At 37.2% G+C, this 6,802-nt stretch carries 8 protein-coding genes; all 8 read right to left on the reverse strand.

The features are described from left to right. Positions 1 to 160: 160 nt before the first annotated feature. A complete protein-coding gene (locus tag F6K13_RS12060; protein WP_287287463.1) occupies positions 161 to 1,174 on the reverse strand; it encodes a hypothetical protein in 1,014 nt (337 codons plus the stop codon). 219 nt (positions 1,175 to 1,393) lie between these two features. Continuing rightward, positions 1,394 to 1,726, reverse strand: a complete 333-nt coding sequence (locus F6K13_RS12065) for a hypothetical protein (RefSeq protein WP_287287464.1) — start codon at positions 1,724 to 1,726, stop codon at positions 1,394 to 1,396. Positions 1,727 to 1,970: 244 nt separating this feature from the next. Further along, a complete protein-coding gene (locus F6K13_RS12070; protein ID WP_287287466.1) occupies positions 1,971 to 3,347 on the reverse strand; it encodes an AAA-like domain-containing protein in 1,377 nt (458 codons plus the stop codon). A 235-nt stretch (positions 3,348 to 3,582) separates the two neighbouring features. Further along, positions 3,583 to 4,197, reverse strand: coding sequence for an NADPH-dependent FMN reductase (locus F6K13_RS12075; protein ID WP_287287468.1), 615 nt, complete (start codon positions 4,195 to 4,197; stop codon positions 3,583 to 3,585). 37 nt (positions 4,198 to 4,234) lie between these two features. Further along, on the reverse strand, positions 4,235 to 4,630 hold the full coding sequence (locus tag F6K13_RS12080) for a hypothetical protein (RefSeq protein ID WP_287287469.1): 396 nt from the start codon (positions 4,628 to 4,630) through the stop codon (positions 4,235 to 4,237). Positions 4,631 to 4,694: 64 nt separating this feature from the next. Continuing rightward, a complete protein-coding gene (locus tag F6K13_RS12085; RefSeq protein WP_287287470.1) occupies positions 4,695 to 5,105 on the reverse strand; it encodes a hypothetical protein in 411 nt (136 codons plus the stop codon). A 178-nt stretch (positions 5,106 to 5,283) separates the two neighbouring features. Continuing rightward, positions 5,284 to 6,069, reverse strand: coding sequence for an SDR family oxidoreductase (locus tag F6K13_RS12090; RefSeq protein ID WP_287287473.1), 786 nt, complete (start codon positions 6,067 to 6,069; stop codon positions 5,284 to 5,286). A 159-nt stretch (positions 6,070 to 6,228) separates the two neighbouring features. Continuing rightward, positions 6,229 to 6,802, reverse strand: a 574-nt coding sequence (locus tag F6K13_RS12095; RefSeq protein ID WP_287287472.1) for a bifunctional 2-polyprenyl-6-hydroxyphenol methylase/3-demethylubiquinol 3-O-methyltransferase UbiG, incomplete at its 5' end; no start/stop codon positions are given.

A 6,802-nucleotide genomic window follows, 5' to 3' on the forward strand; every position in this document is an offset into this window, starting at 1 on the left:
TAGCTTTATAAACTAAGGAGTTAGAACTTTCATAGATTTTTTTGATGATATGATAGTTAGTTTGCATAAGCTCTTAATAAATAAGCCATAAGATAAGCCAATCAAGTGAAGTTTAGCACTTTGCTTTATCCTATGGCTAATTTTTTCAATGAGGCTTAATTTAACAAAGACAACTCATTGGTAAATAAGGGTAAGGAGGAACAACAAATTTGATGTTGATTCCTCTTTCTGCAGACCAAATTTCATTAACGAATGGTAATTCTTCATCATATCCTACATCCTTTGCTTTTACCCATTTTTCGATCTTTTCTGTAGTAAGTCCTGTAGTAGATCCCGCTGCATCATTTATATCAGGGCATGGTGGATAAGGAATTGATACTTTGTAGTAGGGACCCCGAGGATTTGCTATACCTGAGTGTGATTTCTCTTCTATAATGCCTCCAAAGTTTTCCCAAACTACCTGTAAAGTAAACATCTGAGACGCTTCATAAGTAGATAGAAGAGGTTGACATAATCTTGTAAATTTTTGATCTTTCCACAAATAAGCTTGTCCACAAAACAACAGATTCAAATTAATGCTTTGCCAATTTGCTTGGTCTGGCATTATTATCATTTGATCTCTTTCGTTCCAGCGATCAAATGTGTGGGCTTGAGGATCATCTGGCCCATGATTGCTACGAAGCAAAAGTTTTTTAACATAACCTTCGCATCCTGGTGTTATTATAGAATTTGTTTCATCCCCGGACCCTTCTAACCATGTTGAGGCAATCAATTGAGATAGTTTTCTCGCCTGAAAAAGTCTTCGCACAGTAGAGTACTGATTTATGAAGAGTGACCTATCTTTATCTGAACTTTCATCTAGGAAGGGCATTACATTATCCATGTTTAATCCCTCATTAGGCAATTTTTGTATTCCAGAAAATACATCATAAGCTGTCGATATATAATCTTCTGATATCTTTTCTATTAATTGCTTTTTTGTACCCGTAAATACTCTTGTTTTTAACCCTAGATTGGGGGATGTGGCATCAGATACTGGTTCAGGAGAATTTGATTCTTGTTCTTTAACTATAAGGATCTGATATAGCTGATGCTCTGGCAAATTTTGGGAATATTTGAGCTGGCCTTGAGAGCCTGGGAATCGTTGATTATTAACTAAAGAAACAGGGATCATAAGTTTTACTTTCTCCTAAAATTGTTGTCAAATTATAAAAAAATTAGTTGAAAACTAAACATTGCACAACTATAAAATGATGCTTGAGTTCAATCTCCATCATTTAATTTCTGTGCAGAGCTAAACACTGAGCTAATTTAACTTATTTACTGTAAGTTATAAAAACATCTGGGATGATCCCAAACAATTTTGTTTACTATCTCCTGAGACAACTTACCCTCAAACTCTACAACATTTTTCACTACATCTATCTAGACGATCCATGTGTGGATAACCTGAACCAAAAATTAAATTATCAGAGCCAATAAACTCAATAATCTGAGTCAGATAAGGTTCTGATGGGTCAACCGCAATATAACATTGACGGCAAAAATACTCGGATAGCATCAACTTTACTATATCTTTGACTTCCCAATGTAAATTTTGAAAAGTAATGATCAATGTTCTATAATTAGGGACATGAAATGTCCAAAATCTAACTCCACCCACACCAGGAAAAACGGCCATCGTCGTGGTCAACAATGTTTCCAATGCCGAGTATATGGTCGCCAATTCGTTGAATCCCCTAAAATTCAACCCTTACTGAGAAATTAAGGTATAAAGCCTCTCCATTCATGGAGAAAAAAGTGGTCGTTTGCGGAGCATTCCGTAGGATGGGATGGATGGGTTTCCTAACCATATCCAATCGACCAAGAGAAGAAAAAAAATTCCTTTTAGCCAATCCTTCTATTACAGAAAAGGCAATTATTAATTATTAATTGTTAATTATTAATTATTAAACAACCCCATGAGGTTGTTATTGACTTCTAAAATACTGTCGATACAAATCACAAGTTAATGTGGCTTTATTTCCATCTAACTTAATTAACCCCATACTACTTAACTGATAAGCAATAATAGGTTTTAATAATATGGGTTCATTAGTATTGACAAGATTTTGTAGAGCGATCGCTAATTCTGGCTCCTCTTCCAACTTCACTTGATGACGTCGCAAATGATTGGCATAAATTCCGGTAGATGTGGCAGCAGTTTCTAATAATTGCCTTATTGTTACATCTTCTCGACTCAGATGATAAATAGCCAGATGCACCAGTGCTGGATGTCCTCCAATGGTAGCCATCAAAAGATTTGCTTCTTCCCCTTCACTCCAGTCGAGTCCGTAATATTGGGCTAATTCCAAGACTGCTTCTAAGCTAAAACTACCTAACTGAATTGGTAACCCGACATTAAAAGGTGACTGTTTAAGTTGCAGAGGCACATAAATTTCAGTGGAGTGAACTACCACTAAACGCAGTTTTTGCCACACAGGTTGTCTTTTTGCTTCCTCATACCACGACCGCAATAGAGTCAAAAAATCTTTTGCTATTTCTGGATACTCAAAAATCTGATTGACTTCATCTAAAGCTAGAAGTAGGGGAGAATTAATTGACTGTAATAAATAGTTGCGGAAGTATAGGGTGCAGCTAACTTTGCCACCAATATCTTCATCCCAATAGTCATCTAAGTTAGGCTCTAGATTTAGTTGATGGGCAATATTAGCACAAAACCAACGTAAAAATTTGTTGATATCATCACTCAAAATGTTTTGCTCTACCCGTTGTAAGTCTAAGTTAACGGTGCAATAGTCCAAACTTTCTGCATACTTTATAACCCTCAACAGAAGTGAAGTTTTGCCCATCTCCTGCGGTGCTTTTATTCTCACCAATGCTCCTGGTTTCTCAATTTCTGCATACACTTGCTTCTCAATATCGGATCGTTGTATGTAAAATGGCGAATTTAGAGAAATAGATCCATTCGGAAAATTTGGTGACATTAGTTGTGTTATACTGATAGAAAGTTTTTCAGATTTTTGAGGTCGGACATTTTTTTTTGAGGTAGCTTGTGGGATGAGACATATTTGCAGTTGCATCCGACAGTTTTTCTTTGTCACCCTTTGACCAATAATATCAGAAATTCGTCTAAATAAATCAGGAGCAACCACACTACTTAGATAACCTGAGCTGTAACCAGCCTCTTCAGCCACAATATTATAGGTCTTATTATCCCAGATACCTCGGATCAGCATAATTTCTGCGGTATTTAAAGGAGGATTTTTGGTTTCTAGTAACTTGCGGTTGATAGTTTCTAAAACAAAATCTAGTTTGATAGAGTCCGCAGTTCGTTTTGTATCCATCTTGCAATAATTAATAATTAATAATTAATAATTACGGCTCTCCTAGACTGGTTATAGCTTCTTAGTAGTTTAAATGAGCTTAAACCCTTAAGTAGCAAAGGATTCAACCAAATCAAAAGGGATGTTCATTAAATTGCTTTTTTGCACTTCCATAACCGTTGCTACGCAAGGATTATGGAGTTTATTTTGTAGTAATTTATCATAGCTACCCTAGAAGAGCCATAATTACTTCTTCTTAAAAAGAAGAGGATTGGTTAAAAAGGAAATTTTTTTCTTCTCTTGGTCGATTGGATATGGCGTTTGCTATCGCAAAGCTTTCCTTACGGAATGGCCGGGCTTGAAATTTTAAATCAGACAAATTACCATTTTCATCAAATAATTCTTTCACATTAGGAACAGGCAATTTATCAGGAATTGGTAATGCTCCTAAAGCGAGACTAACTAATCGTAATTGCGCCAAACAATCAAGTCCTCCAAACCTGCCAGAAGAGACCGTACAAATACCAATCGGTTTATACTTTAAAGCCTGGGGTTCCAGATAATCAAGGGCATTTTTTAATACTCCAGGATAGCCATTTTTATATTCAGGAGTAACAAGTAAAATCCCATCTGCTTGACCTAATTTGGAGCAAAATCGTAGAACATTATCGGGAGGATTTGAACTATCCTGTAATCGCTCTTCTAACATAGGTAATTTATACTCACCTAGGTCAATAAGTTCAGTATCTATTCGGTCTTGCTTAACAAGTTCTGCTAATATAAATTTCGCTACTTTTAGACTTTCCCGACCTATTCGGCAACTCCCTAAAAGAATAGGAATTCTTAGCTTGATTTGGCTTAATTGTTCCATCTTAAATTAGGGAGTATACTCCCATTATAAATTTTAACTATTGATCTAATTTATAGTAAAACTCGCGACTGAGAAAATTAGGGTGATCGCTATCTTTAAACTTCAGAAAAGCAGCAATTACGCACAAACCTTTATTCATATTAGCTGCCAATAAAGGTTCTACTCCATCAAGGTTGTACTGGGCATAGAAAGCTGTTTGGCCAAGATTGTCTACAAATGTTGTTACCTCAACTTGACCCCAATCTTCCGGAGCATTAGCACCATAAACATTAATGAACAGGCGATCGCCCTGCTGAGTTATGGTATACTTCTTAATCCACTCAGTTTGTTCATTAGAATTGATCCAAGTTCCTAGAATGGCACTTAAGTCAACTTGAGCATTGCTATTAGGTTGATAACTCTGGGTTTCACCGTAAATTTCGTTCCATTTCATTTATTAGATATCTCCTCTATTGTTTTCAAGCTTGAGACTATAAAACTATGTACCTTAAAGACGACTAACGGTGAAAAAACTCACGGGAAAAGTGCCCAATACGACCACTACTATCGAGGTAGCGAGTGTAGGATTGAATGCAGAGTATACTTAACTTTTGATTGGAAACAAGATGAGTTTCAATTCCCTCTAGATTAAAAATGGCATGGAATCCTGCTGCTATTAAGGATAAAGTCCCAGATCCGTAGGGTATAGCTTCTGCTTCTCCCCAATCAATTAAACCTCCATCGCTAGCTCCGTAAACATTAATGATTAAACTACCATCGCGATCGCTCAAGATTACTTTCTTAATGTAGTTAGTATCCGACTTGGTATTAAACCATTCTCCCAACAAAGATGAAAGGTCTATGGAGCCATCCACAGATGGTCTTTCATCAGCTTTCATGTATTTGACAAATTGCTTGGTACTTTCCATTGTTTTAATGTTAGTTTCGTTTGATCATTTTCTTTATAGAACCAACTTGGAAGTCAAAAGTTAAAAGTCAGCTCTAAGAAGTTGCAAATCTTAACTGAGATGTTTCAAACCTCAAAGTTCTCACTTTAAAACCTCAACTGAGACTTTTTAAACCTCAACTGTTCCCTGTTCCCTGCTTCTAAAACAAACTTTTCACAAATCCCCCATCTACTTGAATACAGGTTCCAGTGATATAACTCGCTTTTTCCGAAGCCAGAAATACTGCTAAATTAGCTACTTCCTCTGCTGAAGCTGGGCGACGGAGAGGAACACTTTTCATCCATTGCTGGATAACTTCTTCACGAGAACTACCTTGTCTCCTCGCCACTTCATCAGCCACTTCATAAAACTTATCCGTAACAGCAAAAGAAGGGCAGATACTATTAACCAGAATGTTATGCTCCCCCAATTCATTAGCAAGGGTTTTAGCATAAGCAACAACACTTGCTCTTTGAGAATGGGCAATCAGCATACCAGGCTGTTTTGCACCTACTGAAGTCACAAAAATCATCCTACCCCAAGACTGTTTTTTCATCAATGGGAGTAATGCTTCAGCTATAGTCACCTGACTCATAAAGGTCAGATCGAATGATTGCTGCCAATCTTCTTGGTTTAGTTCATAGTGGCGCTTGTAGGGCATCCCACCCACGTTGTTGACTAAAATATCAATGGTGGAAAATTGATTGGTAATGCCCTTGAGCAATTGGGAGATACTATCTTTTTGCTCAAGATCCACTGGGATAGGTGTAATTAATTGTCCCGTCTTGGCTTCTATTTCCTGGGCAGCTTTGAGTAAATTATCTTGATCTCTACTGCAAATAATCACCCGACATCCTTCTTTGGCCAAACCCTCGGCGATCGCTCTCCCGATGCCTCGACTGGATGCCGTCACTAAAGCAATTTTACCTTTTAATCCTAAATCCATCACAAAAACAGTAGAATTAACTAGCTATCAGCTTTTAGCATTTCCGTTCCGGAATGCTCTGCAAACAGCTAGCCTTTTACCGAAAAATGTTGAAATCTCCTGCTAAACGTTAAAAAAATAATCTTGCTGACTGCTGACTGCTGACCGCTGACCGCTTTTTTAACATCTAGCTTGTAAAATTAACCGTTCTTTTTCTCCTGTGAGGGGACGGTGATAGATGAAACTTTCGTTTTCAACAGTTTCAAAACCAGCGCTCAGTAACTCCGAACGCAAATAATCTGCCGAAAACCAATAAAAGTCTTTCACTACTGGGTGAGGATGTACAGGAGCGTCGATCGCCACTGCATCATTAGAAATCAGCAGAATACCCTGGTGAGAAACCAACCAATCTCGTAAACGACTGAAGAGCTTAGTTAAACCCTCTCCAGGTTTATATAAGTGTCCAACCACTCCATCACAGTAAATTAAATCAAAATTTTTGTGTTCCGGTTCCCACTGATTTACATCAGCAAAAACCACGGGCAATCCTTTGTTTCGAGCAATTTCAATGGCATCTTCATTGACATCATTGGCTATGACATGATATCCTTTTTGATGTAAATCACTTTCAACAAAAGCGTTACCACTCCCAATACTTAAAATATTGCTTGTGACTTCGTAGTTAACCAAGGATTCAATTTTTTTGGTAATAAATTCTCGGTAGTTTTGGTTGTAAATTGTTGGTGTTATCGAA

The organism is Okeania sp. SIO2B9 (assembly GCF_010672505.1).
Taxonomy (GTDB): Bacteria; Cyanobacteriota; Cyanobacteriia; order Cyanobacteriales; family Microcoleaceae; genus Okeania; species Okeania hirsuta.

Excerpts from the sequence above, each read along its gene's own strand:
- F6K13_RS12060 (WP_287287463.1), bottom strand. The coding sequence starts at position 1,174 with ATGATCCCTGTTTCTTTAGTTAATAATCAACGATTCCCAGGCTCTCAA.
- F6K13_RS12070 (WP_287287466.1), bottom strand. The coding sequence starts at position 3,347 with ATGGATACAAAACGAACTGCGGACTCTATCAAACTAGATTTTGTTTTA.
- F6K13_RS12075 (WP_287287468.1), bottom strand. The coding sequence starts at position 4,197 with ATGGAACAATTAAGCCAAATCAAGCTAAGAATTCCTATTCTTTTAGGG.
- F6K13_RS12080 (WP_287287469.1), bottom strand. The coding sequence starts at position 4,630 with ATGAAATGGAACGAAATTTACGGTGAAACCCAGAGTTATCAACCTAAT.
- F6K13_RS12085 (WP_287287470.1), bottom strand. The coding sequence starts at position 5,105 with ATGGAAAGTACCAAGCAATTTGTCAAATACATGAAAGCTGATGAAAGA.
- F6K13_RS12090 (WP_287287473.1), bottom strand. The coding sequence starts at position 6,069 with ATGGATTTAGGATTAAAAGGTAAAATTGCTTTAGTGACGGCATCCAGT.